The organism is Bacteroidia bacterium, from assembly GCA_016218155.1.
GTDB lineage: Bacteria > Bacteroidota > Bacteroidia > Bacteroidales > GWA2-32-17 > GWA2-32-17.
This window is the reverse complement of record JACREQ010000079.1, coordinates 14,227-40,223: the sequence shown is the minus strand read 5'-3', so window position 1 is coordinate 40,223 and position 25,997 is coordinate 14,227. Positions and strand designations below refer to the sequence as shown.

Annotated in this window: 17 protein-coding genes; 8 read left to right on the top strand and 9 right to left on the bottom strand. The window is 33.2% G+C overall.

Annotated features, from left to right (window positions below):
- Positions 1 to 54 precede the first annotated feature (54 nt).
- Positions 55 to 681, bottom strand: a complete 627-nt coding sequence (gene recR, locus HY951_14580) for a recombination protein RecR (GenBank protein ID MBI5541289.1) — start codon at positions 679 to 681, stop codon at positions 55 to 57.
- 114 nt (positions 682 to 795) lie between these two features.
- Here recR and HY951_14575 point away from each other — a divergent pair, with 114 nt between their 5' ends.
- Positions 796 to 2,253, top strand: coding sequence for a sodium:solute symporter (locus HY951_14575; protein ID MBI5541288.1), 1,458 nt, complete (start codon positions 796 to 798; stop codon positions 2,251 to 2,253).
- Positions 2,254 to 2,332: 79 nt separating this feature from the next.
- On the opposite strand, the gene HY951_14570 is transcribed toward HY951_14575, so the two are convergent.
- Both HY951_14570 and HY951_14565 read right to left on the bottom strand, forming a co-directional pair.
- Entirely contained in the window at positions 2,333 to 3,826 is a 1,494-nt protein-coding gene (locus tag HY951_14570) for an Ig-like domain-containing protein (protein ID MBI5541287.1), read from the bottom strand.
- A 164-nt stretch (positions 3,827 to 3,990) separates the two neighbouring features.
- The gene (locus HY951_14565) at positions 3,991 to 5,877 is read right to left on the bottom strand and encodes a tetratricopeptide repeat protein (protein MBI5541286.1); all 1,887 of its coding nucleotides are present in this window, start codon (positions 5,875 to 5,877) and stop codon (positions 3,991 to 3,993) included.
- Positions 5,878 to 6,082: 205 nt separating this feature from the next.
- Here HY951_14565 and pseF point away from each other — a divergent pair, with 205 nt between their 5' ends.
- The 3 genes from pseF (at position 6,083) to HY951_14550 (ending at position 9,165) form a co-directional block, all read left to right on the top strand.
- Entirely contained in the window at positions 6,083 to 6,769 is a 687-nt protein-coding gene (gene pseF, locus HY951_14560; GenBank protein MBI5541285.1) for a pseudaminic acid cytidylyltransferase, read from the top strand.
- 72 nt (positions 6,770 to 6,841) lie between these two features.
- Complete coding sequence (locus HY951_14555; GenBank protein ID MBI5541284.1) at positions 6,842 to 8,383, top strand: YifB family Mg chelatase-like AAA ATPase; 1,542 nt, start codon at positions 6,842 to 6,844, stop codon at positions 8,381 to 8,383.
- An 80-nt stretch (positions 8,384 to 8,463) separates the two neighbouring features.
- Positions 8,464 to 9,165 carry an OmpA family protein gene (locus HY951_14550; GenBank protein MBI5541283.1) on the top strand — a complete coding sequence of 234 codons (702 nt, stop codon included), beginning with the start codon at positions 8,464 to 8,466 and terminating at the stop codon, positions 9,163 to 9,165.
- A gap of 4 nt (positions 9,166 to 9,169) precedes the next feature.
- Here the strand turns inward: HY951_14550 and HY951_14545 are convergent, their stop codons facing one another.
- The 3 genes from HY951_14545 to HY951_14535 are packed head-to-tail and all read right to left on the bottom strand — an operon-like array spanning position 9,170 to position 16,746.
- Entirely contained in the window at positions 9,170 to 10,141 is a 972-nt protein-coding gene (locus tag HY951_14545; GenBank protein MBI5541282.1) for a PorP/SprF family type IX secretion system membrane protein, read from the bottom strand.
- A 32-nt stretch (positions 10,142 to 10,173) separates the two neighbouring features.
- Positions 10,174 to 16,224, bottom strand: coding sequence for a gliding motility-associated C-terminal domain-containing protein (locus HY951_14540; protein ID MBI5541281.1), 6,051 nt, complete (start codon positions 16,222 to 16,224; stop codon positions 10,174 to 10,176).
- Between the two features lie 24 nt (positions 16,225 to 16,248).
- Entirely contained in the window at positions 16,249 to 16,746 is a 498-nt protein-coding gene (locus tag HY951_14535; protein MBI5541280.1) for a hypothetical protein, read from the bottom strand.
- A 210-nt stretch (positions 16,747 to 16,956) separates the two neighbouring features.
- On the opposite strand from HY951_14535, the gene HY951_14530 reads away from it, so the two are divergent.
- Together HY951_14530 and HY951_14525 are read left to right on the top strand one after the other, a co-directional pair.
- Positions 16,957 to 19,149 carry a glutamine synthetase III gene (locus HY951_14530; protein MBI5541279.1) on the top strand — a complete coding sequence of 731 codons (2,193 nt, stop codon included), beginning with the start codon at positions 16,957 to 16,959 and terminating at the stop codon, positions 19,147 to 19,149.
- 47 nt (positions 19,150 to 19,196) lie between these two features.
- Positions 19,197 to 19,868 (top strand): inorganic pyrophosphatase, encoded by a 672-nt coding sequence (locus HY951_14525; protein MBI5541278.1) that lies wholly within the window; start codon positions 19,197 to 19,199, stop codon positions 19,866 to 19,868.
- Positions 19,869 to 19,878: 10 nt separating this feature from the next.
- Here the strand turns inward: HY951_14525 and buk are convergent, their stop codons facing one another.
- Positions 19,879 to 20,955 carry a butyrate kinase gene (buk, locus tag HY951_14520; protein ID MBI5541277.1) on the bottom strand — a complete coding sequence of 359 codons (1,077 nt, stop codon included), beginning with the start codon at positions 20,953 to 20,955 and terminating at the stop codon, positions 19,879 to 19,881.
- A gap of 86 nt (positions 20,956 to 21,041) precedes the next feature.
- Here buk and HY951_14515 point away from each other — a divergent pair, with 86 nt between their 5' ends.
- Both HY951_14515 and HY951_14510 read left to right on the top strand, forming a co-directional pair.
- On the top strand, positions 21,042 to 22,346 hold the full coding sequence (locus HY951_14515) for a (Fe-S)-binding protein (protein ID MBI5541276.1): 1,305 nt from the start codon (positions 21,042 to 21,044) through the stop codon (positions 22,344 to 22,346).
- 28 nt (positions 22,347 to 22,374) lie between these two features.
- On the top strand, positions 22,375 to 23,160 hold the full coding sequence (locus HY951_14510; protein MBI5541275.1) for a (Fe-S)-binding protein: 786 nt from the start codon (positions 22,375 to 22,377) through the stop codon (positions 23,158 to 23,160).
- 146 nt (positions 23,161 to 23,306) lie between these two features.
- Here the strand turns inward: HY951_14510 and HY951_14505 are convergent, their stop codons facing one another.
- Entirely contained in the window at positions 23,307 to 24,485 is a 1,179-nt protein-coding gene (locus tag HY951_14505) for an SAM-dependent methyltransferase (GenBank protein ID MBI5541274.1), read from the bottom strand.
- A gap of 65 nt (positions 24,486 to 24,550) precedes the next feature.
- Entirely contained in the window at positions 24,551 to 25,996 is a 1,446-nt protein-coding gene (locus HY951_14500; protein ID MBI5541273.1) for an amino acid permease, read from the bottom strand.
- Between the last annotated feature and the right edge of the window lies 1 nt (position 25,997).

The window sequence follows — 25,997 nt, the reverse complement described above, 5'->3', positions numbered from 1 at the left end:
ATTAGGTTCACTTAAGATTTAACTTTGTTTAAAATGAATAGGAATTAAATACAGTTAACCTTTAACTGTCATCTCAAAATGTACTCGGTTTGTAATTGATTTACCTAAAGTTACCTCATCAGCATATTCCAACTCGTCTCCGATTGCAACACCGCGTGCGATAGTTGTTATCTCAACTTCAAAACGACTAAGTTTTTTATACACATAATAATTTGTAGTATCTCCTTCCATAGTAGTACTTAGCGCAAGAATTATTTCCCGAAAATTACCAGAAGCAGCTTTTTCTTCCAACGTAGAAATATTTAAATCAGATGGTCCAACACCATCCATTGGCGAAATTAAACCTCCAAGAACATGATAAACACCCTTAAACTGATGAGTATTTTCAATAGCCATTACATCTTTAACCGACTCAACAACACAGAGTAAACCATTATCTCTACGACCATCACTACAAATTTCACAAATATCATTATCGGAAATATTATGGCAAGATTTACAATATTTAATTTCGTCAGCAAGAGTTGTTAACGATGTTGCAAATTCAAAAACTGGAAGTTTGCCCTGTTTTAATAAATGCATTACAAGACGAAAAGCGGTTTTTTGTCCAATACCGGGAAGCTTTGAGAATTCATTTACTGCTTTTTCAAGTAGTTTAGAGGGATAACCTGAAGGGTTCATAAAATTGGGGATAATTTAATGCAAATGTAATAAGAAATAGACTTCAAATATGTATAATTGTAATTATAGATGGTGAAAAATAAAACAATAATTATAAATTGTAAATAGTTTAGCATGAGTTCAATATTAGTTTTTTCCATAATCGCAGTATATTTTGTTGTTTTAATGGCAATTGCATATTTTACATCAAAAGGAGCTACTTCACATACATTTTTTAACGCAAACAAAAAATCACCATGGTTTGTTGTTGCATTCGGAATGATTGGCACTTCACTGTCTGGTGTTACATTTATGTCTGTTCCCGGTTGGGTTGGTTCTACACAGTTTTCGTACATGATGATGGCTTTTGGATATTTATTTGGATATATTGTTATAGCAACTGTTTTGTTACCTTTATATTATAAATTAAATCTAACTTCTATTTACTCATATCTTGAGACCAGATTTGGTTTCTGGTCTTATAAAACAGGTGCATTTTTCTTTATTATTTCAAGAAGTTTAGGTGCTTCGTTCAGAATGTATATTGTAATTAACGTATTACAAATTTTTGTTTTTGATGCATGGAATGTTCCATTCTGGGTAACAGTTTTAATTTTTATAGTTTTAGTAATTTTATATACTTATCAGGGCGGAGTAAAAACACTGGTCTGGACAGATTCTTTACAAACTGTAGGCATGCTTACAGCAGTAGTTTTAACTATTGTTTTTATTTCATCAGAAATGAATATAAGCTTCCCACAACTTATCGATAATGTAAGATTATCAAATATGTCAGATATGTTTTTTGCAGATGACTGGAACGACAAACGACATTTTTTAAAACAATTTTTTGCCGGAATGTTTATTACCATTACAATGACTGGACTTGATCAGGAGATGATGCAGAAAAATTTAAGTTGTAAAAGTTTACGTGATGCACAAAAAAACATGTTTACATTTTCAATAATTATGGTGTTTGTAATATTTATGTTTTTATTTTTAGGAGCAATACTTTATATGTATGCCGGTGCAAACAATATTACTGTTCCAAAAACAACAGATGATCTTTACCCTTTGTTAGCACTAAAATATTTTAGTCCGGCTGTTGGAATAATATTTCTGATTGGATTAATTTCTGCAGCTTTCCCAAGTGCCGACGGTGCTTTAACCTCTCTTACAACTTCTTTTAGTGTCGATTTTTTAGGATTAAATAAAAGAAAGCTGGAAGAAAAACAAATCCGTAACACAAGATACAAAGTTCATCTTTCATTTGCTTTGCTCTTATTAATTATAATTGTAGTTTTCAGGGCAATTAACGACCAGGCAGTTATCGGCAAACTTCTCACTGTTGCAGGTTATACTTATGGTCCACTTTTGGGGTTATACAGCTTTGGTTTATTTACCAAAAGACCTGTTTCAGATAAAATTGTTCCAGTTATTGCTATTCTTTCTCCTGTAATTTGCTTTTTTCTAAGCACTTACTCTAAGCAACTTTTTAACGGATATGAACTGGGTTATGAACTGCTTATAATAAACGGGTTATTTACATTTATTTTTTTGTGGCTAAGCGGGTTTATGAAAAAGAAAATTTAGTAAAAGCAAATAACATTAATAAAGAAACAAAAAAGGGAAGAAATTAATTTTCTTCCCTTTTTTGATTAAAAATAACATATTATTTCATTAATGTTACATGAACATTTACAGTTGTTTCTGCATATGTGCCTGAGCAAATTTTAATAACTGCATCGCCTTCACCTGCAGCAATAATCTGACCGTTCGCATCAACACTGGCAACCAAAATATTATCCGAACAATATACTAAATTTGGACTAGCAACAGTTCCACCAACTGCATCCAGTGCTGTAACATTAAGCTGAACAGGAACCCCAGAAATCATTGTCATATTTATTGTGCTTCCATTAGCCACCTGAATGCTATTTACAGATGAATTTCCAGAGCCACAATCACAGTCATCGGCAATTCCAACCATTATTGTACCTACGCTTCCAACCCATGGATTATTATGATCGTAAGCCATTACAAAAGTTGACATTCCTGCAAAAGCATTTGATTTTAATGTTACAAGTCCTGTAGCATTTACTGTTGCAATGTCAAACATAGGAAAACCATAAGTAGGAATTTGCCAATCAAATGTAATTCCGGTATAAGGTGCAGAAGAGGTTCTTGTAATATGATATGCCTGTACTGTAAATTGTTTTGTTCCGCCTGCAGGTATAGATGTGTAAAATGGAGTTACAACAACCAATGTATCTGAGTTAACAGTAATTTCTGCCTGACCAATAATTCCATCAGCTTTTGCCTGAATATAAGTTGTTCCTGTTTTTAACGGTGTTACCAATCCTGTACTGCTAACACTTGCAATTGCTGGATCTGTAGAATTCCATGTAAATGAGATTCCGGTTGCTTCAGTACCATCACCTTTAAATGCTTTAGCTGCCAACTGCTGAGTTTCATTTTTAAATAAATCTTTTGAAGGAGGATTAACTTCAATTCTGATAATCGGAATTGCAACTTCCGGAATACCAATAACGAGAACAGGTACAGTTACAACAGGATTACCCTGAATACTTGTTGCTGTAACAGTTATGTGACACTCACCAACTTCAACAAAAGTAACCAATCCGGTTGAAGAAACTGTTGCAATTGCAGTATTACTTGATTCGTAAGTACAAGTTGGATTTGTAACACCAGTTGTAGACATATAAACAGATTCTAACTGAAGATTATCTCCTTTATTCCAAACAATTGCAGATGGTGCAACTGCAAAAGCAGATGGAATACTTATTCCTAATGGAACAGATGCTGAATATGTAACATTATCTTTAGTAACTGAACCAGTAATTTTTACTTCGCCAGTAGAAACTGCTGTCACAACACCTGCAGTATTAATTGTTGCAATAGTTGTACTTGAAGAGGTCCAAGTAATCCCTGTTGCAGGTGACACAGCGCCATTAACATCAACTAAAACAGCGGTATAAGTAATATGCCCATCAGGTGACATTGTTTGTGCGCCATTTTCTATAACCAACACATACTTTTTAGTAGTATCAGTTGTTTCTTCTGTTTTGTCTTTCTTACATGAGTTAAAAAATACTGCAGTGAAAGAAAGTAATCCTAATGCAAAAATTTTAAGCTTTGTTTTCATAATTAATTTTTTTGAAAAATTTCTAGGACAAAAGTACGTCTGAATAAAACAACAATCGCTTTTTTATACCTATATACTATCTATACAATGCAATAAAATATCCATACACCAAACAATCTATGTTGCTTTGGTTCTTACAAATAGAAAAATGATGTTTTTAAAATTTATATATTATTCAAAAATTCACCTAGATTTTCGTCAGAATTTAAGTTTAGTTTTTTTCTTAATCTGTAACGATTCATATCAACACTTGACGGTGAAATATTATATATAGAAGCAATATCTTTTGATGTCAAATTAATTCTCAATAATGCAGATAATTTTTTCTCGTTCTCGGTGATAGTTGGAAATTTTTCTTTGAGTTTTATAAAAAATGATTGGTTTACATTCTCTACATGTAATTGAAAATCCAACCTTTCCTTGTCAAGCTTTACATTTGCAGAAATTAGTTGTGAAAGCTTATTTACAATTTCGTTTTTTTCACCTTTTGAATCCTTTTGAAGAGCTTTTAATTCATTATTTAACAATTCAATAAATTCTATTTTCTGAATTATATATAAAGCCATATTTACCAATTCCTTTTCTTTATATTCCAATTCCTGTTTAAGGTTCTGCTGTTCAAGTTTTGCAACTGTTAGCTTTTCTTCCATTAAGGAGTGGCTATACTCAGCATTTTGTCGGTTTTTTATGTTTTTATTTCTTTGCCACAAGAATGTTAGAACTCCAATAACTATTAACAAAAATGCTAAACCATAAAGCAATATATTTGTGAGCTTTGCCGATTTTTTCTCTGTTTCCAGTTTATATATTTGCTGTTCTTTTTTTTCGGACTCATAAAGCCCTTTCATTTCTTCAATCGCTTTGTTATTTTCATGAATTTTTATTGAATCATTATATAAACTAAATGCTTTAAAATAATTATATGCTGATTTATAATCATTAATTTGAATGTATACTTCTGATAATGCATTTAAAGTTGTTGATTTTTCAGAACTAGCGCCAATTCTGTTTGCTATATCTAAACTTTTATTTAAGCAATCTATTGCTTCATTAAATTTTCCAAGTTTACTATATGCATCACTAATATTCTTTAAATATTTACTGGATGGTAACAAATCCTGAGTCTCTTGTGTTATTTCATATGCTTTTTTAAAATAATCAAGTGCCGATTTATAATCCTTTGCATCATACCTTAAAGACCCTATGTTATTAAATGAGATTGCCAAACCAGTTTTATCATTCATTCTTTGCCTTATTTCTGCTGACTTTAAATAATATTTAAGTGCCAAATCATTATTTTTTAAACTCTGATAAGTAATACCAATATTATTATATGAATCAGAAAGACCAGAGCTATCACCAGTTTTTATATTAATTTCAGAAATCTGAAAGAAGGATTTTAAAGCTTCCTCATTTTTTCCTCTTTCCTGATATAAAATACTAAGATTATTTAAGGCAACTCCTTTTATGCTCTCATTATTATTTCTTTCCGCCATTTTTATTGCTTCAAGCAAAACATTTGCTGACTTTGAATCATCTCCTATTGCTTTATATACATTTCCTATATTTATAAGAGCTTTAATTATACCAACAGTATCATTTGTTTTTTCAAATGCCTTTCTGCAATTTTCATAATAATCAATACTCTCTGGATAATTGCATAATTTCTCGGACACTATTCCAAGACTTCCAAGGCATTTGGGCTCAAGCAAAATCAATTCATTTTCTTTTGAATACATTAATGCCGACATAAAATATCGCTTAGCCATTACATATTCATTACCTTTCATATAAACCTGACCCAAATTTAATAATGAGTTTACATATCCCTTTTTATAATCTATAGATTGTGATAAAGTAATTGCCTCATTTCCTTTTTCTTTAGCAAGTTTTGGATTTGAAATAGAATATTGATTTACTAGCTTTAATAACTCAATAACATCATTAGTATCTTTATTAAATTTTATCCCATCATTTGATGCTTTCTCTTTATTCTGACAGGAATAAATAAAAACAGGAAACAGTAAAAAAAGTAAGAAAATAAATCGCATAAATTTTAAACAGATCTTTTTATTTACAAAAGTAAGGGTATTTTACATAATTGACTAAAGACTATTATTATTTAAACTGATGATATTGGCTTTATAATATTTAAAGCCTTTTTTTAATGAATTCTATAAATTTTACATAGTTTTGTAATAGACAATTTAACCTCAGTTTTTTTATAAATAAAAATAAGAATAACGTATTCTTAACATGAGAACATTAGCAATTATACCGGCACGTGGTGGTAGTAAACGAATTCCAAGAAAAAACATTATTCCATTTTTAGGAAAACCTATAATACAATACTCCATTGAAACAGCTATAAAATCAAACTTATTCAATGAAATAATGGTTTCAACTGACGATATTGAGATCTCTGAAATCTCAGTAAATGCAGGAGCTGTTGTTCCTTTTTTAAGAAGCCATAAAACTGCAAATGATACTGCACATATTGCTGAAGTAGTTGATGAAGTTCTAACAACATACAAACAAGCAGGCAAAGAATTTGATGTTTTTTGTGTTATTTTTCCTACCGCACCATTTACAAACCAAGGTAGGCTTCTTGAAGGTTTTGAATTATTAAACAATGGTAAATTTGATTCTGTATTTCCGGTTCTGCAGTATAGCTATCCCATTCAACGTTCACTTAAAATCGAAAACGGAAAAATTAGTATGATTTGGCCTGAAAATTTAAATAAAAGATCACAAGATTTATCTCCTTCCTATCATGATAGTGGTCAGTTTTACTGGATGAAAACGGATGCATTTAACATTCAAAAAAAGCTGTTTTCTGATAATTCTGGAGCAATTGTATTATCAGAACTGGAAGCTCACGACATTGACACCCTTGAAGATTGGAAAGTTGCTGAAATGAAATATAAGCTTCTTTTTCAATAATTAACTTTTACAAAATGGTTTCTTGCTTAAGTTTTAAAATTAATATAGGTTTACAAAAAAAAATAAATTTTCATGCTTGTTAAAGCTTATGCAAGTGCTGTTCATGGCATAAATGCCACTACCATTACTGTTGAGGTGAATGCAACTCAAGGAATGAAATATTATTTAGTCGGGCTTCCTGATAATGCAGTTAAAGAAAGCTTACAAAGAATTGAATCGGCATTAAAAACTAATGGCTATAGAAGACCTGGACAAAAACTTATAATAAATTTAGCTCCTGCAGATTTACGTAAAGAAGGTTCTGCATATGACTTACCTCTAGCAATTGGAATTCTAGCAGCATCTGGACAAATTAATGGCGATAAGCTAAAAGATTACGTTATTATGGGCGAACTTTCTTTGGATGGAAGTTTACAACCAATAAAAGGAGCTTTACCCATATCTATTCAAGCAAAAGAAGAAGGATTTAAAGGATTTATTTTACCCGAAACAAATGCTCGTGAAGCTGCTGTAGTTAACGGTTTAGAAGTTTATGGTGTAAATAATCTTAAAGAAGTTATTGATTTTTTTGAAGATAAAAGTGAGTTAAAACCTGTTATTGTAAATACTCGTGAAGAATTTTATAATAATTACGATAAATATGATTTCGATTTTGCAGATGTGAAAGGTCAGGAATCTGTGAAACGTGCTTTGGAGATTGCAGCTGCAGGTGGTCATAACATTATAATGATAGGACCTCCGGGTGCTGGCAAAACAATGCTAGCTAAAAGAATTCCAACAATACTTCCACCACTTACTTTACAAGAAGCTTTAGAAACCACAAAAATTCATTCTGTTGCAGGAAAAATAGAGAAAGATACTTCTCTAATGACAAGAAGACCTTTTCGTTCACCACACCACACAATTTCGGATGTAGCCCTCGTTGGTGGAGGTACTTTTCCACAACCAGGGGAAATTTCGTTAGCACATAACGGTGTTTTATTTTTAGATGAATTACCAGAATTTAAAAGAACTGTACTTGAAGTAATGCGTCAGCCACTTGAAGACAGGGTTGTAACAATAAGCCGTGCAAAATTCACAGTTGAATATCCTGCAAGTTTTATGCTTGTTTCTTCAATGAATCCTTGTCCGTGTGGATTTTACAATCACCCTGAAAAAGAATGTGTTTGTTCGCCTGGTGTTGTGCAAAAATATTTAAGCAGAATTTCTGGTCCGCTTTTAGACAGGATAGATATTCATTTAGAAGTTGTACCTGTACCATTTGAAAAATTAACTTCAGAACAACAAAAAAGTGAAACAAGTGCTTCTGTTCGGGAACGTGTTATAACAGCGCGTAAAATTCAGGAAGATCGTTTTAAAGATATATCCGGAATTCATAGTAATTCACAAATGAACTCCAAATTATTTCATCAATACTGCAAAATAGATACAGCAGGAACCGAATTACTAAAAAATGCTATGACTCGACTAGGATTATCGGCTCGTGCCTATGATAGAATATTAAAAGTTTCAAGAACAATTGCTGATTTAGAAAACGAAATAAATATAAAAACACATCACCTTGCTGAAGCTATTCAATACAGAAGCCTTGACAGGGAAGGATGGGCTGGTTAAATTAATTCAAGCTAAACTTTTTAGATTATACTTTTTTATTTTCAAACTTAATTTTAATTTTAAGCCATTAAATTGCAAAAATGAAAACAATATACCTTCTAGCAATGCTCTGTTTTTTTTCAATCCTTGCATTTTCGCAAGGAAGCCAACCTGTTGTTCTCATTTCTGGTAAAGTAGTAAACGAAAGAAGTATGGAGCCACTTGAAGCCAGAGTAATTTGGGAGCTATTACCAGATGGAACCGAAGCTGGCATTGCCCGTACTGACCCTTCAAACGGAGAATATAAAATAATACTTCCTTTCGGTAAAAAATATGGATATATGGCAATGGCTGAAGGTTTTTACTCTGTAACAAAAAATCTTGACGTAACCGACCTTAAAGAATATACCGAAATTGAAGAACAAAATTTATTTATGGCACCTGTTATGGAATCACAGGTAGTTAGAATTAATAACTTATTCTTTAAAAAGAAATCTGCAGAATTTGAAAAAGAATCGTATCCTGAACTTAATCGCTTTGTTGAATTTTTAAAAGTAAACAAAAAAATAACAATAGAAATTCAAGGGCATACAGATAATAAAGGAGAACCTGCAGAAAACATGACACTCTCAGAAAAACAAGCCCAGGCAGTTGCTGATTATTGTATCTCAAAAGGAATAAAAGCAGAAAGATTAACAGTTAAAGGATTCGGACAAACCCGTCCCATTGGCTTTAATAAAGATGAAGAGGGTCGTGCAATGAATCGTCGTATAGAATTTAAGGTTATAACAACAGGCAAATAGTTTTCTAAAATTTCGGACAAGGAATTATTTTAGTCCTATGATGCTTAGGTTTTTTAGGATTAATAAATTGGTAATTTAAAGAAATCTCATGCGAACCACCAGAAGCCATTGTTAGTTTAGATATTGTTATATCATAGCTATAACCGATTATTAAATCTTTATAAACACCACCTATCATTAATGCAACAGCATCGTGATTAGAATAACCTGGCTTATAAGCTTTAAAACCAGGAATTCCTCTATACCATACTCCAAGAAAGTAATATTGTCTTTTATAATATACTCCAACATCTGCCTGATCAAATTCTTTTTGAAAACGATATTGAAATGCAACTGTAATAGTTGGCTTTTCGTTTTTACGACCCTCACCACCATGGTTTTCAAGCAAGAAATTTACCCCTCCGTGTAAAGATCCTTTTACAGGCAACGGCGCTTTTTTACTTAAAAAAGATTCGTTTGGTCTGTTTATATGATTAAATGTTATTCCTACCCATTGATTTTTTGAAAACACTAATGCTCCAGTTGAAAAATCCATATAATGAACTTTCTCAGGAGTTGGTGCCTGAATAGAAGTTGATGCTCCCCTTGAAATCTGATCTCCAAAAACCAATCTGTTAAAATCTAACGAACGATAACCATATGTTGCTCTAATACCTAATGATGCAGTCCATACTCGAGTAAACTTATAATCGTAAGCATAATTCAAGCCTACAGTATTATTGCCAAAACCTGCAGAACCAGCCTTATCACTTGTCAATAATACTCCAACTCCACTTCTGAAATTACTTAAATAATAATCATAAGACAATAGGAAAGAATTAAATGCTCCGGGCAAAGAAGCCCATTGATTTCTGTATGTTGTTGCCAAACGTGAATCGGCATTAGCACCTGCAAAAGCAGGGTTTAAATAAATTGGAGAAGCATAAAATTGAGTTAATTGTAAATCCTGTGCAAATGACACGGAAAACTGTATCAATAAAACAAACAATAATATAATAATTTTTCGCATCATCTTAATAACAATATATCTCCTACTTTATCTACTTTTCTGCCATCAATAAAAGAAGCAGAAGCTTTAAAAACATAAACATCTTCCTGACATAGTTGTCCTCTGTAATAACCATCCCAGCCAATATTTACATCATTTGTTTCATATATTAATTCACCCCACCTGTTAAAAATAAGCATTTTAAATTCAGTTATTCCTGTCGCAAATGGAAAGAAAACATGATTTGTTAAATCAGTCGGATCATACGTACCACCAGATGCATGGTTAGGATCAGGAGTAAATGCATTCGGGAAAATAATATCTCCTGTAGCATTTACCAATATTGAAGAAGTATCAGTACATCCATATGTGTTAACTGTTACGAGACTAATAGTAAATTGCCCCAGATTCATATAATTATGTGTTGGATTATCCTGTACTGAAGTATTTCCATCACCAAAATTCCAAAGATAACCCACCCCACCAATTGAAGTATTTGTACAAACAACGGGATCGTTAGGCAAGTAAAGAGTTGTTGCATTTACAGTAAAAGATGCTGATGGATTTGGAAAAACATAAACTTCCAAAGGATAGGTAGCTGAACTTGAAACACACCCTCCCTGAGTTTCAAGATCAAGTGAAACATAAAATGTATCAGATGTAGCAAATGTATGAGTAGGGTGTTGAAGGGTTGATGATGTTCCATCACTAAAATGCCATGTCCATGAACTTATATCATCAAAAGTTGTAAACGAACTATCTGTGAAATTAATTGTAAGTGGCTCACAACCCTGAGTGGCATCTGCATTAAAATATATTGTAGGTGGTGGTGCAAAATAAAGATGAACAGAGTCAATTACAGAAAAACCACAAGTATTTGTAACAGTTATTATGTACGTTGTTTCCTGTTGTGGCGCAACTATAAATGGCCCTTCGCCAGGTCCTAATCCATTATTCCAAGCATATGTTAAAGTATCAAACATTCCTACTGTAGAAGTTGAATAAACTGTAGTTTGAGTACCTGCACAAACAGGAGAATTTACGAGTATATCAACATCTTGTGGAAATAATGTTTTAACAAATACAGTAATTGTATCACCTATTCCCGGACAACCATTCTGATCATATGCATTAACTATATATGTAGTTTCAGTAACAGGCGATACCGTTTTAGTATTTCCTAACCCTAATCCATGATTCCAGTAATATAAATAATTACCAGCACCACCTGAACCAACCGCTGTTAATGTAGTAGATTCACCTAAACAAATAACATTCTGACCTGTTGCATTAGCATTAACCTGTGTTGGGTTGCTAATTGTTGTAACAATAGTTGATAAACATCCATTATTATCAGTAACTGTTACTGAATATGAGCCAGAAACCAGTCCGGTTGCAGTTTGTCCTGATTGCTGAGGAGTTGTTCCCCATGTAATATTATAAGGCGGAGTTCCACCTGTAGCACCTACAGTAGCAATTCCATTTGAACCATCATGACAAGAAACATCTGAATGCGATACCAATACTGCAGTAAGTGCAGTTGGTTCAGAAACAATAATTGATGATGAAGATGTACATCCGTTTGCATCAGTTATTGAAACATTATAGTTGCCTGAATAAATATCGGTAACATTTGAAGTTGTTTGAGCCGGTATAGTATTCCAATTATAATTATATGGTGGGGTTCCACCCGACACAATTGCAGATGCAGCACCTGTATTTGTACTATAACAACTTACAGACAAATCCTCATTTGCAGTTACAACTAATGGTTGAGGCTGTGATAACGAAATACTTGTAGTAATCTGACAACCATTTATATCAGTTACAGAAATAGTATATGTTCCAGATATTAAGTTAGAAGCTGTTGCTGTAAACTGGCTTGCCGGAACCCAAACATATGAATAAGGTGAAGTCCCACCTGAAGCAACAGCAGTTGCTGTGCCATCAGACATACCATAACAGGAAATGTTCTGTGCAGTAGCGTTAACGGATAAACCTAATAATGGAGCGTGAATTACAACAGAAGAAGTATCAAAACATCCCTTTGAGTCAGTAACTGTAACAAAGTATGTGTTAGGAGTTAAGCCTGTAATTCCAGGTGAATTACTTCCTGTTGACCAATTATAAGTATATGCCGGAACCCCGCCACTTACCGAAGCTAGTGCATTACCATCACTACCTCCGTAACAACTTACATCTGAATAATTAGTAATAGAAATATCCACTGAAGATGGTTGTGAAATTATTACGGGAACAAAACTTTGACAAGAATGTTGGTCAGTTACTGTCACGTAATAAATTCCTGCCTGAAGATTTGATGCTGTATCATTGGTTCCTCCAATTGGTGACCAATTATAATTATATGGTGGTGTACCTCCAGCGGCCAAAACCCAAGCAAAACCATCATTGCCATTATGGCATTCAGGATTTGTAAAACCTGATAAAATTGACAAATATGAAGGTTGTGACAAGAAAATTGAAGCACTTCCAGAACACCCTCTGGAGTCAGTTACATAAACAGTATGCGTTCCTGCTGATAATCCAGATGCTGTTTGAGAAGTTGCTCCACCTGGTGACCACGAGAAATTATAAGGTGGGGTTCCGCCAGAAACAGACGCCGTTGCTGAACCATCAAAACCACCAAAACAGCTTACATTTTGAAAAGTGTTAATTGAAACACTTAATGGAGTTGGCTCAACAAATGTTACAAAGTAAAAATCCTGACAATTATGAGAATCAGTAACTGTTACCTGATATACAGCCGGAGATAGCCCTGTAAGATTTGGAATTGTTGGTCCGTTTGACCACAAATATGTATATGGTGCAGTTCCGCCATTTACAGATAAATTAACAGAACCATTATTAGCACCTGTACATGTAATATTAATTTGAGTTGAAGAAATTGAAATTGCAGGAGGCTGAGTTATTTCGGGATTTGTTACAGCAATTCCCTGACATCCGTTCGCATCATTAACCAAAACAACAAAAGTTCCAGCTCCTAGACCAGTTCCCGTTGACCCATTCCCTCCATATGGCGACCATGAATAGGTATATGGAGCCAAACCACCACTAACATTAACAGTAGCCGTTCCATCATGTCCACCAAAGCATGAAACATTTTGAATTGCTGCCATTGCTACTACTGGTCCTGACACATCATTTAATGCTACATTCGCAATCTGGCTACATCCGGAAAAATCAGTAACTGTAACACTATATAATCCTGAAGAAATATTATTAATTGTAGACGTTGTTACAGCTCCCGGTTGCCATAAATATGAAAATGGCGGAGTTCCACCAATCGGCGTTACTGTTGCTGTTCCATTAGAAGAACCGCACGTTGACTGCGTTGTACTAGTTGTTAATAAGATCCCCCCTGGTTGTGTTATATTAATAGAATTTGTTAATGAACACCCATTAGCATCTGAAATTGTTACAAAATATGTACCCGCTCCAATATTTGACAAAGTCTGGGTAGTACTCCCGGATGGTTGCCAAAAGTAACTATAAGGACCGGTACCACCAATTGTGTTAGCAGTAATACTTCCTGTTTGTCCACCGAAACAACTTACATTTGACTGAGAATAAGTTGATGTTAAAGCCGAGCTTGGCTGAGAAACAAATACATTTAACTGCGAAACACAGAAATTTGCATCTGTAACAGAAACCATATAATTTCCTGCAGGCAATCCGGTTGCAATAGGTGAACTTCCACCAGTTGGAAGCCATTGATAAGTATATCCTGGTGTTCCTCCATTTACAGATATACTGGCAGAACCATTATTGCCACTAAAACACAAAACATTTGCTACATTATTTAACATTACACTTAATGGTGGCGGTTGACTTATTACTGCGACAGTTGTTTGTTGACAACCTTTACTATCAGTAACAGTAATAGTATAATTTCCTGCAAGTAATCCTGTTGCATTTGCTGTATTCCCACCATTGGGCGACCACGAATACATATAATTCGGTGTACCACCAGAAACTATTACAGAAGCAGTTCCGTTATTACCTCCATAACAAGAAACATTACTTGTTGAAAGAACTATTGCTAGCGCATCTGGTTGAGTAATCACAACAGATGTATTCGCCTGACAACCGTTAAAATCAGTAACCGTTACAAAATAAGTTCCGGCTATAAGCCCCGAAGCAGTTTGTGAGGTTCCTGCACCAGAAGACCAAAAATAAGTATACCCAGGAGTTCCGCCATTAACAGCTAACTGAGCAGATCCATTACTTTCACCAGAACAAAAAACATTAACAGAATTACTGATATTTACAGTTAACAATGCCGGCGAACCTACAGATGAAGTTACAGTCGTTGTACACCCTTTCGCATCTGTAACCGTAACAGTATAATTCCCTGCAGTTACTCCTGTTAAATTTAATCCATTATATCCATTTGACCAATTATAAGAATATCCTGGCGTGCCACCAAAGGCAGACACCAGAAGACTTCCATTAGACAATCCAAAACATGAAACATCAGTAGAATTAATAACAGCTGTAAGAGGCTGTGGCTGTGTTATCGCTATTGAAGCAATTTTCGTACATCCATTGCCATTTGTTACTGTCACAAAATAAGTTCCCTGAGTAAGACCGGTAGCAGTTTGTCCTGTTTGTTGTGGTGTTGTATTCCAAAGATAAGTATATGGCGGAACTCCTGATGTAATATTTACTGTAGCAGTTCCGTTTGTTCCGTTATAACAATTAACATTATTGGTTGAAAATGTTATGTTTTCTGAAAATGAAACAAAATTAACCAATACATTATCAGTATCTGCAGGACAAGTTCCATTTCCGGTTGTAGTTAATGTAAGAATTACATTACCCGCAATAACTTCAGCAGGGGTTGGAGTGTAAGTACAATTTAAGGAGGTATTTGATGGTAAAAAAACACCTGTTCCGCCCGACCAGATTCCACCTGTTGCCGCTGTTACTGTACCTGTTAAACTAACAATAGTATTTGTGTTACATAATATTTGATTAGCACCTGCATTAGCAGAAACCGCTACAGGATAAGATGTAATTGTAACCATTACTGAAACAGGAGTACATCCTGAAGCATCGTTTACTAACAAAGTATAAGTTCCCGGACCTCCATTTATACTCTGTGTTGTTGCACCAGTATTCCATAAATACGTATAAGGAGGTGTTCCTCCTGATGGAATGCCAGAAATTACAGTACTGGTTTGTCCAAAACAAAGTGTAGGATTTACAGGAGTAATTGTTGCATATAACTGTGGATGTATTAAAACGTAAATAGAATCAGTTCCTATATATACACCATCAGTTAAATGCACAACATACCATCCATTTTGAGTAGGTGCAAATGAAGGCGGATGATAGTTATTATATGTAAAGCCACCAGGACCAGTCCACCAAACATTTGATGTCTGAGGACAAGTAATAACAACGTTATCAATGCCCCAATGATCGTAATTATTACCCGATGTATTTGATTGGTACCATCTGAATTGAACGTTGTTACCGGCAACAGGAACATTACAACAGTAATTATGCCAGTTGGTAAGTGCCGGATCGTGACCACCATTTGGCGACCAGTATTGAATATCAGTCCATGTAGTACCTCCGTTATTTGACCATTGTAAGTGAACGCCTTCAGTAGGTAAATCCGGCCCTTCGCAAGGAGAGCTAACACCTTGCACAGAATATATCATATCAAAACAAATAGTACAGGAAGTTGTTACATTAAAAGGAAGAGTAACTAATTCTCTAGGAAAATTTGTTGCCGGACCTATCCATAAACATGTTGACCCATCCGGACCCGAAACACAAGGATTGTTAAACATCGGCGATGCATTTGTAGACCAGCCAGCACCAATTGAACCATTATTAAAATTATTATCCATTAAATAATCATCACAGTTACCCCATGAATGTAATTTTACATGCTCTCCTTCGCAAATATAAACTGTATCTGCAATCTGATTATCGGCTGTAGCAATGATGTTACATTGAGAAAAAGCGTTATTTGAGAATCCAACAAAAAGTACTATTGTTGTGCAAATCAATATAATATTGATAAAAAGCTTTTTCACTACTTCATGTTTTGTAGTTTACCATCATTTTACTTCAAAGTTAACTATTTCGTACTTTGTTAAAACAGGCTTATCATTATAATTTAAAAAACGATTAAAAATTCTTAGTATATCATTATTGTCAACCCCGCAATCTCCTTGCTTTGTTTGTTTAGATGTTAATTCTAATTCAAAAACCGTTTTATCGCTATTGCCATCACAAGTACTACAAATGCCATTATAAAATAAATTTTCAGACCACATTATCTTTTTATTATCAACAGTAGTATTTACAAATTTCAGTATTATATACTCGTAATGAGTTCCGTTTTTAAAATCATGGCATTCATCATTCTGAGTAAACACCTGAACACCATTTGCTTCTTTTAATAATTCCCATTCTCTTTCAGGAGCAGATATTGTTTTGGATGTGTTCTGAGAAAATAAATTTGAAGAAATCAAAAGAAAAAAAACAAAAAAGCAAAAAAGAGCAAAACGAGATTTGACAAAGGAAAGCGTTATTAAGTATAACAATTTTATCATTTTTTTGTCTTTGTTTTTTTGTACGCAAGATATGCATTACGGTTATATTTATTTTTGCTTTTATAAAAAATCTTTTATTTTTTTAAATTTATTATTTTTCTATATTTTTTAAAACATGTGATGATTTTTAGGGGGTAGTTTATATTTTTTATATGTTTTTTCATTTTTTACCTCAATATTTTTTATAGTTTTGCAAAAAATATTACAATTATGACTATTTTCAGAAACGAAGCATTAAAAAATGCATTAACAAGAAATACTGATTTAAATCCACAAATCACTTCAAAGATCTCAGAAATTTTCGGAAGTGAAGTGTTTGGGATGGATGCATTGCGTGAGCAATTGCCACATGAAACATTCGAAAAAATTCAACTTACCATAGAATCTGGTCAGATAATCGACAGAAAAATAGCCGATCAGGTTGCTTCTGCAATGAAAACATGGGCAATGAATAAAGGTGCAACACACTACACACACTGGTTTCAACCTTTAAATGGAGCAACTGCAGAAAAACATGATGCTTTCTTCTCTCCTTCAGAAGGAAGTAGGTCAATAGAAAGATTCGAAGGAAAAAATCTCGTTCAGCAGGAACCAGATGCTTCAAGTTTTCCGAGTGGTGGAATTAGAAACACATTTGAAGCACGCGGATATTCTGCCTGGGATCCCACATCGCCTGCATTTATTATAAGTGGTACACTTTGTATTCCAACTGTTTTTATTTCATATACAGGCGAATCCTTAGATTACAAAACACCACTATTAAGAGCAATAAATTTTTTAGACAAAGCCGCTGTTGATGTTTGCCAATATTTTGATAAAAACATTACAAAAGTTTTTCCAACTCTTGGATGGGAACAGGAGTATTTTTTAATTGATGAAGCTTTATTTTTTGCCCGTCCCGATTTAGTTTTAACTGGTAGAAGCCTTTTTGGACATGCAGCAGCAAAAGATCAACAACTCGAAGATCATTATTTCGGCTCTATTCCTGAAAGAGTTACTGCTTACATGAAAGATTTTGAAATTGAAGCATGGAAACTGGGAATTCCAGTAAAAACAAGGCATAATGAAGTTGCACCTAATCAGTTTGAACTTGCCCCTGTATACGAAGAAGTAAATATTGCAATTGATCACAATCAATTAATTATGGACTTAATGGCAAGAATTGCACGTAAACATCATTTCAGAATTCTGCTTCACGAAAAACCTTTTGCAGGTGTAAATGGTTCGGGAAAACATAATAACTGGTCGTTAGCTACTAATACCGGAAAAAACTTATTGAGTCCGGGCAAAACTCCTAAAAACAATATGATGTTTTTAGCCATTTTTATTAATGTTATAAAAGCAGTATATGATCATGCTGATTTGTTACGAGCTGCTATTGCAACAGCCGGAAACGACCACAGGCTTGGTGCGAACGAAGCTCCACCTGCAATAATTTCAATTTTCATAGGTGAGCATCTTACTAAGGTGTTTAATGATATTGTTAATAAGGTGAAAGAAGATAAAATGACACCTGACGAAAAAACAGTGTTAAAATTAAATATTTGCAAAATTCCGCAAATAATAATGGATAATACGGACAGAAACCGTACTTCGCCATTTGCATTTACCGGCGACAAGTTTGAATTCAGAGCAGTGGGATCATCTGCAAATTGTTCTCCATCAATGATAGTACTAAATACAATTGTTGCAAATCAACTTATCATTTTTAAAGCAGATGTTGAAAAAATGATGCATGGAAATGACGACCAGAAAGATGAAGCCATTATTAAAGTTTTGAGAAATTATATTATTTCATCAAAAAATATTCTTTTTGAAGGAAACGGATACAGTGATGAATGGGTTAAAGAAGCCGAAAAGCGCGGTTTGTCAAATTTAAAAGAAACACCAAAAGCATTAAGTGCATATTTATCTAAAAAATCAAAAGATTTATTTGCAAAAACAGGTGTTTTTTCAATGCGCGAACTTGAAGCACGTTATCACATTAAACACGAGATGTACACTAAAATCATCCAGATTGAAGCTCGTGTAATGGGCGACTTAGCACTAAACCATATAATTCCAACTGCAATTAAATATCAGAATCTTTTATTAGAAAATGTTAGGGGACTTAAAGAAGTACTCACAGAGCAAGAATTTAAAAAGAAAGCATATTATCAATTAGAATTAATTAAAGAAATTTCTGATCATATAAACGGAATTCAGTCAGATGTTAGCAAAATGATTGAAGAACGAAAAAAAGTAAATCAAATTGAAGAAATTGACAAGAAATCAATGTTGTATTGTGATAAGGTAAAACCGTACTTTGAAACCATTCGCTACCACGCAGATAAACTTGAAACTCTTATTGACGATGAATTATGGCCATTACCTAAATACAGAGAATTGCTTTTTATTAAATAGCAATTATTAATTTTGTAAAATAATAATTAGCAAAATACCTATAAATTATGGCAAATAAAATAATGGATCCTATTGGAAAATTAATGGGTCTAAGATATAAATCGCATCCTTGGCACGGTGTTGAAATTGGTGAGAAATCTCCTGAATGTGTTACTTGTTTTATTGAAATGGTTTCTACAGATACGGTAAAATATGAAGTAGACAAAACCAGTGGATATCTTACTATTAATCGTCCGCAAAAATACTCAAATGTAGTTCCTGCTTTATATGGATTTCTTCCTCAAACTTATAGCGGAAAGTCAGTAGCTGAATTCTGTATGGAAAAATCGGGTAAAAAAGGAATTAAAGGAGATGGCGACCCAATAGACGTTTGCGTACTAACCGAAAAAACTATTACTCACGGAGATATTTTAGTACAAGCAATTCCAATTGGTGGATTTAGAATGATAGACGGAAATGAATCTGATGATAAAATTATTTGTGTATTAAGAAACGATGCTGTTTATGGTGACTATAAAGATATAACAGACTGCCCTGAACTGGTTCTTAATCGTTTAAAACACTATTTTTTAACTTATAAAGATTTACCCGGGCAAGAAGTAAAAGTTGAAATAACCCACACATTTGGAGTTAAAGAAGCACACGAAATAATTAAAAGATCTTGTGACGATTACAGAAAAAGATTTGAGAATCTTGAACTATTATTAAGAGAAGTTTAAACAAAAAAGTTTATTCATAAACTTTTAATTCTGTTTCTCCTTCTAATACTCTTAAGCCATTCATAGCTAAAGAACGCATTTCGTCTTCACCGGGATATACGCCAACTGTTGCAATATGTCCAACTTTTGATTTTACGTAATTAACAAATGTTCTGTTATAAGCTATTCCACCGGTAAGTAAGATTGCATCAACTTTTCCTTCTAATACAGCGCACATTGCTCCAATTTCTTTTGAAACCTGATAAGCCATTGCTTCCTGTATCATAATTGCATCTGTATCACCGGCATTTGCTTTTTGTTCAACTTCATAAGCGCTGTTAGTTCCAAGATAAGCAACAAAACCACCTTTACCTGTAATCATTTTTAGAATCTCTTTTTCCTTATATTGACCACTAAAGCAAAGTTTAACTAAATCTCCGGCTGGTAATGTTCCACTTCTTTCAGGAGAGAAAGGACCTTCACCATCAAGTGCCTGATTTACATCTATTACTCGTCCGTTTTTATGCGCACCAATACTAACTCCTCCACCAAGGTGTACAACGATTAAATTCATTTCTTCATAAATTCTTCCAATTGCTAAAGCATGCATTCTGGCAATAGCTTTCTGGTTTAATGCATGAAAGATCGAGAATCTTTGAAATTGCGGATGACCTGAAATTCTTGCAATTGGTTCAAGTTCATCTACAACTACAGGATCTGCAATAAACGCCTTGCAACCAGGTATTTGCTTTATCAAGTCGTCGGCAATTAATCCTCCTAAATTACTAGCATGTTGACCTTGAATACCGGCTTTTAAATCTTCTTTTAATCTTTCATTTACCTCATATACTCCAGATGGAATGGGTTTTACCAGTCCACCACGTGCTACAATTGCCTGAATTGAATTAATATCAATATGTGCAAAAATTAGTTCTTTAACAATAATATCTTTTCTGAATTCATACTGGTCACAAATTCTTTCAAACTTATCTAGCTCTTCACTAGTGTGTTTGATGTTTTTTAAAAACACAACATCATTCGAACTATACAAAGCAATTTTTGTTGAAGTAGAACCTGGATTAATTGTTAGAATAATTTTTTTGCTCATGACTTTAATAATAATTAATATTACAAAATTATTACAAATTTAACATATAAGTTCTGCCTTTAATCATGGTTTAACCATATAATCTTATGATAAAGCAAATTGTTTTCATTACTGCTACTATAATTTCATTTGGAATTTTAGGTTATTCGTTACTTCGAATTTATTCTTTTTTAAAGCTTACTAAAAACCATAAAAAAGGTCCATTAGGAAAAAGACTTTACAAAACAATTACTGTGGCAATTTTCCAAACAAAAATTTTAAGACGACCGGTTATTGGCTTACTTCATGCTCTTGTTTTCTGGGGATTTATTGTAATTCTTTTTGGAAGTGTTGAGATAATTATTGACGGCTTTACCGGCATAGAAAAATCACTTTCATCTTTTGACTTTATTTATCAGATTATTTCTATCTCGGGTGATGTTTTTTCATGGATAATTTTAATTGCAGTGTGCGTATTCTTTGTTAGAAGAGTATTTTTAACCGTAACAAGATTTGAAGGAATAGAAATGAAGCGCAGATCGCATTCTGATGCAAATTTTGCATTGTCCTTGATTTTTGTGTTAATGGTAACATTAATCTGGATGAATATTCTTTATTCGGCAATGAATCTTGAAGAAAGCAGAACACTTTATCCTATTAACGCATTATTCGGGCAGTTTTTCACATCCTTAGACCATACTATATTATTAAGAGCATATGAAATTAACTGGTGGACTCATATAGGGGTAATATTTCTTTTTATGAATATTTTGCCTTATTCCAAGCATTTTCATGTGTTTATGTCTATCCCTAATGTGTTTTTCAGTAGAATTGAACCATTAGGAAAATTGCCAAATATGGATAATATAACAAAGGAAGTAAAATTAATGATGGATCCAAACTTAGCATTTGCAGCACCAACCGAGCCAGTAAGCGAAATAGAAAGATTCGGAGTAAAAGATGTTGAAGATGTAACCTGGAAAAATTATTTAGATTCGCTAGCATGTACACAATGCGGAAGATGTACTGCTTCATGCCCTGCTAATATTACAGGAAAAATGCTTTCTCCAAGAAAAATCATGATTGATTTAAGAAAAAGAATGAATGAAAAAGCACCCCATATTTTAAAAGAAGGAAAAAATTATAACGATAACAAATCTTTACTTCGCGACTATATTACAACTGAAGAGCTTTGGGCTTGTACTACCTGTAATTCATGCGCACAGGAATGTCCTGTAAATATTAATCATCCTGAAATGATTGTTTTTATGAGACGATTCCTCGTAATGGAAGAATCTGCCGCTCCTACAGGACTTAATGTTATGTTTACCAATATTGAAAACAATGGAGCTCCTTGGCCATTTTCACCAGAAGACAGATTGTTATGGGCAAATGATTTAACAACAAATTAGTTTATTAGAATTTAATATAATATAAGAAATGAATATAGAAATTCCAGTAATGGCAGATGTAACTGCAAAAGGACAACAACCAGAATATTTGTTTTGGGTTGGCTGTGCCGGTGCATTTGACGACAGATATAAAAAAGTATCCAGAGCTTTTACAAAAATATTACATAACTTAAATGTAAGTTATGCTGTACTTGGAAAAGAGGAAACATGTACAGGTGATCCTGCCCGTCGTGCAGGAAATGAAATGCTTTACCAAATGCAAGCGTTAACCAATATCGGTACATTTACAAGATACAATGTAAAAAAGATTATTACTATTTGTCCACATTGTTATAATATTTTTAAAAATGACTACCCTGATTTGGGAGGAAATTACGAAGTAATTAATTACACTCAGTTTTTACAAGCATTTATTGAAAACGGAACACTAAAAATAACTTCTGATAAATTTGCCGAAAAATCCATTACATTTCATGATCCTTGTTATTTAGGAAGAGCAAACGGAGAATACACTGCTCCAAGAAAAGTACTTGAAGCTATACCATCTACTAAAGTTGAAATGAAAAGAAATAAAAGCTTTGCTCTTTGCTGTGGTGCTGGTGGCGGACAAATGTTTAAAGAAGCTGAAAAGGGAAATAAAGAAGTTTTTATTGAAAGAACCGAAGATGTTTTAGCAACAGGTGCGAATATAATTGCAACCTCATGTCCGTTTTGCATGGTAATGCTTACAGATGGTCTGAAATATAAAAACAAAGAAGAAGAAATTTTTAATTACGACATTGCCGAGCTTATTGTTATGGCAATGGGTTGGTAAAATCCTAAATACTGTCAGGACTTTCAACCTGTGCGAAAAAACAAATTGCTAAATTATTTTATAATAACTCACCAGCAAGATGAGAGTGAGTACACAATAAATCGGTATTACAAATACCGATGAATGTTTGCAATTTGATTAAATTATTAAATAGTTGTAGAAAGCAACTTCTCAAGATAATGAAATTCAACTCCATGAATATTCTTAATTCTTTCTATTTGTTTTAACATTTCATTATCAGGAATGCTTTTTTCGCTTTGCTTTACACCAACTATTAAAACATTTTTTGGAGTATGTTCTGTAGAAATAAATTCAAAAACCTTAGTTTTATATCCATATGCCTCCAGTATTAAAGCTCGTATTGCATCAGTTATTATTTCTGCCTGTCTTTCTTTTAAAATACCATACTGACTAATTAATTTTAAACCATCTGTCGGATTCATTTGTTTTCTAACCTGTTTATGACAACAAGGTGCACAAATAATTATTTTAGCATTTGATTTAATTCCTCTGAAAATAGCATCATCAGTAGCAGTATCACAGGCATGAAGCGCAATTAATAAATCGACTTTGCTTAATTCAATTTCTTTTATAGTTCCCGATTTAAAATGCAAATTGTTAAACTCAGCCTTTTTTGCAATAACATTGCAATCATCAACCAACTCTTCCCTTAGCTCAACGCCAATAATTTCAGGAGATTTATTTAAAGTATTAAGCAAATAATCATACAATGCAAATGTAAGGTAACCCTTACCAGCTCCCATATCAACTACACTTAAAGATTTATCCAGATTTGCATTTCTTAAAATTCCATCAATAATTTCAACATACTTATTTATCTGCCTGAATTTATCCTGCATGCTTGTTTTAACCTGCCAATCAGCAGTTGTTACGCCAAGCTCCCTTAAGTATATATTATTTTCTGCTACAATTATGCGATTTTTAATTTCATCGTGAGTTAGCTTTGGCTGCTCAATACTTGTTGGTGCCTTTTTTCTTATTGAAACAATATTGTTTTTATTAACTGATAAAAACCAGTCACTTTTTAATGTGTAAATATCTGCCTGAAAAAAATACGTTTCTAAAAGTTGTTCAATAATATTTCGGCTTTCAAAAACAGAATAATTCTTTGTAATATCTTTTGTAGGATATCTATATATAAATGATAATTTATATTCATCTTTAATTTTTACAAGTTTAGCAGTAACGGTATTTAAGTCATTTGTTTTAACCCGTTTATTCATTAACGCCAGTTTAACAAAGCTATTGTTTTCAATGCTTTCAATTAAAAATGCAATGAATAATTTTATATTATTTTCGTTCATGATATTGATGGGTTAGTAAATAAAATATATTAGAGTAAAGTATTATAACAAATAATAAGTAATAATTATTTTTTCTTTTTAAAGATTTTCCAGATAAAATATACTGGAATTCCCATACAAACTATTCCTAGTCCTGGCCATGTAAATTCAGGTTTGTAGATTAGCAAATCTACCATTAAGGCAATTGCGGCAATAATATAAACAGCAGGAAGAATTGGATATCCAAAAGCTTTGTATGGTCTTTCAGCATTTGGTTGTTTTTTTCGCAAAATATAAATTCCAACAATTGTAAGAACATAAAATATAAGTACAGCAAAAACAACATAATCCAATAGTTGTCCGTAGCTTCCCGAGAGGCAAAGTAGCGATGCCCAAATGCCTTGTATTACAAGAGCGGCAGCCGGAACACCTTTTGAATTTAGTTTGCCAGTTTTTTTGAAAAATAAATCATCCTGAGCCATACTGTAATAAACGCGTGAACCGGAAAGTATTAATCCATTATTGCAACCAAAAGTTGAAATCATAATAAATGCAGCCATAACAACAGCCCCAATTTCACCAAGTGGAATACTTAAAACCGAAGAACCTAATCTGTCATTTGTTGCAAACTGTATACCTTTTTCAAATACTGTTAATCCTTCGGGAGTTCCTCTTAATGGTAATAGTTGAATGTAAATATAATTCATTAGCATATATATACAGGTTACTATTAATGTCCCTAAAAATAAACTAAGAGGAATATTTCTTTTCGGATTAATAATTTCACTTCCGGTAAATGTTACATTATTCCATGCGTCAGAGGTGAAAATAGTACCAACCATTGCAGTTCCAATAGCAGTTAAAAGCAATAAACCTGTTAGTGGAGTTTCAACTCCATTCTTGTTTGACATTGCATCCCAGAAATATCCGCTATTAACGCTGGCAGCTGAGCTGTTGCCCATTAGAAGAAATCCAAAAACAATAAGCACTAAAATTACTATAACTTTAGTAGAGGTGAAAAAATTTTGTAATATTTTACCTTGTTTAACACCACGCATATTTATCCATGTAAGTATTGCGATAGATGAAATAGCAATAATATGAACAGTGTTAAATTTTAATGATCCAATCGTTAACCAGGTATTTTTTTCAGAAATCCAGGGAAAAAGCACACCTGAATATTTTGCAAATGCCATTGCAACAGCAGCAATAGTACCTGTTTGAATTACAAGAAAGAGTGTCCATCCATATAAAAATCCGAATAACGGATTATATGCTTCACGCAAATAAACATATTGTCCACCTGCTCTTGGCATCATTCCAGCAAGTTCTCCATAACTAAGTGCAGCAATAATTGTCATAACACCTGTTATAAGCCATGTAATCATTAACCAGCCAGGTGAACCTAAAGTACGGGCAACATCACAACTTACAATAAAAATTCCTGAGCCAATCATTGACCCGATAACTATTGCAGTAGAGTCGAATAAATTAAGACTCTTACGAAAGCCTACATTTGCGTCTTTGCCCATA